The 1,878-nt window shown below is 61.9% G+C and carries 3 protein-coding genes; 1 reads left to right on the top strand and 2 read right to left on the bottom strand.

Annotation, left to right across the window (positions count from 1 at the left end):
• Nucleotides 1-47 precede the first annotated feature (47 nt).
• On the bottom strand, nt 48-752 hold the full coding sequence (locus AC1D0Z_RS20650) for a glycine zipper 2TM domain-containing protein (RefSeq protein WP_477660036.1): 705 nt from the start codon (nt 750-752) through the stop codon (nt 48-50).
• A gap of 230 nt (nt 753-982) precedes the next feature.
• The gene (locus tag AC1D0Z_RS20645) at nt 983-1,327 is read right to left on the bottom strand and encodes an ArsC family reductase (protein WP_477660035.1); all 345 of its coding nucleotides are present in this window, start codon (nt 1,325-1,327) and stop codon (nt 983-985) included.
• Nucleotides 1,328-1,534: 207 nt separating this feature from the next.
• Between AC1D0Z_RS20645 and AC1D0Z_RS20640 the strand changes: the two genes are divergently transcribed.
• Nucleotides 1,535-1,878 (top strand): alpha/beta fold hydrolase (locus AC1D0Z_RS20640; protein ID WP_477660034.1); only part of this gene is annotated, 344 nt, incomplete at its 3' end.

The following is a 1,878-nucleotide window of genomic DNA, read 5'->3' as shown; positions in this document are numbered from 1 at the left end:
GTTGGTAACGCCCCTTTTTTGTTCAGCCCGCCAATTGGTCCTAGGTCTTAGCGCCAGTGGTGGTGGCCATAGCCCCGGCTGTAACCAAAATTCAGTGACAGGCCGACGGGTGGGTAGTAGGGCGCGTAATACGGCCGTGCGTAGTAAGCCGGGTAAACCACGGGCTGCTCCACATACGTCACAGCAGGCTGGACGTACGCCGGCTGGGGTGCCGGCTGCACATAGGTTTGGGGCTGCTGGGGCGCGGACTGGAAGGTCTGCGGCGCAGGGGTCATGGCGCCGACCGGCGTGACCTGCAGGCGCACGTACTGGCCCGGGTCATTGGCCATTTGCGTGCTGTACTGCGTGCCCTGGTATTCGTACACCACGTTGTAGTGGCTGGGGCGGTTTTCGTAATAGGTTTGCGTGGCGCACTGCTGCACGTTCTGCACCTGGTTGTTTGAGCCTTCGATGCGGTCGCCGACGATGGCGCCGCCGACCAAGCCGATCATGGTGGCAACCGCACGGCCACCGCCGTTGCCGATGGCGTTACCGGCGGCACCGCCTGCAAGGGCGCCCATCAGCGCACCTGCGCCTGAGTTCGGTTGCTGGACGATGACAGGCTGGTTGCTACAGACCTGGCGCGGCACAGCCACTTGCTGCACCACCGGCGTGCTTGAAATCACCCGGGCCAGGATGTCCATGGCAGAGGCGGGTACAGCTGCCAGCCCGGAGGCGGCAGCAAGAGCAGAGAGAACAAGCGTTTTTTTCATGATTCAAACCCTTYCAGCAAGTGGCTGAAGTTGCGCCGCCGGACGAGACTGCCTGGAGGGCTACCCCTGGTCGGGAGACACTCTGGCGGCAACCGTAATTTTAGTAAGTCAGAGTCATTTTGGGGGGCAAAGTTCGGTAAATCGACGGTAAAGCTGCCCTTTAAAGCCCCCTGAAAGCAAAACAGGCTGCAAAACGTAACCAGCCGGGCGGGTTGTGCGTTCAAACCCTTTCACACCCTATTCGCCCAGCCCTGGGCGTCAAAACCGACGGTGATGTCCTTGCCCCAGTCGACCACGGGCCGCTTGATGACGCTGGGGTTGGCCAGCATCAGCGTTTGGGCGCTGGCGCTGTCATGCACGCCGGCCTGCAGCGCCGGGTCCAGCTTTCGCCAGGTGGTGCCCTGGCGGTTCAGCAGCTTTTCCCAGCCGGCTGCCTGGGCCCATCGCGCCAGCTGGTCGGGCGGCACGCCCTGCTTCTTGAAGTCGTGGAACCGGTAGTCAACACCATGTTCGCCGAGCCATGCGCGGGCCTTTTTGACGGTGTCGCAGTTGGGGATGCCGTAAAGAATGATCATGGCCGGATTTTCGCAGATTTGAGGGAATTAGGCCTTGGAGCCAAGCGGGACGTGCGCAAGCAGCTATCAAAATAGTAGCATTACGGCAAATGCAGGCAAGGCCGGGCGCTTGGGCAGGCCTTTGGCAAGGCTGGAATAATGAAGAACGCCGACCGGCGCAACCCTGCGCAACTCTTTGTGCCATTTTTTTGTATGGATGTCTTGCCCATGACCGCTGCTTCCGCCACGCGCACCGCCCCCGCCGTTCTTTACCCGCCCCTTGAACCCTTTCGCACAGGCATTCTTGAAACGGGTGACGGCCATTCGGTGTACTGGGAGCTGTGCGGCAACCCCAAAGGAAAGCCGGCGGTGTTTTTGCATGGTGGTCCGGGCGCCGGCTGCTCGCCCGAGCACCGCCGGCTGTTTGATCCCGAACGCTATTGCGTGCTGCTGTTCGACCAGCGCGGCTGCGGCCGTTCCCTGCCCAGTGCCTCACTGGAAAACAACACGACCTGGCACCTGGTGGCCGACATCGAGCGCTTGCGCACCCTGCTGGGTGTGGAGCGCTGGCT

It is taken from the genome of Polaromonas sp. P1_E3, assembly GCF_056405935.1.
Note: the sequence above shows the minus strand (reverse complement) of the source record. Positions and strands in the feature narration are given on the sequence as shown.

Bases quoted from the DNA above. Each gene is read 5' to 3' on its own strand.
- AC1D0Z_RS20650 (WP_477660036.1), bottom strand. From the start codon at position 752: ATGAAAAAAACGCTTGTTCTCTCTGCTCTTGCTGCCGCCTCCGGGCTG.
- AC1D0Z_RS20645 (WP_477660035.1), bottom strand. From the start codon at position 1,327: ATGATCATTCTTTACGGCATCCCCAACTGCGACACCGTCAAAAAGGCC.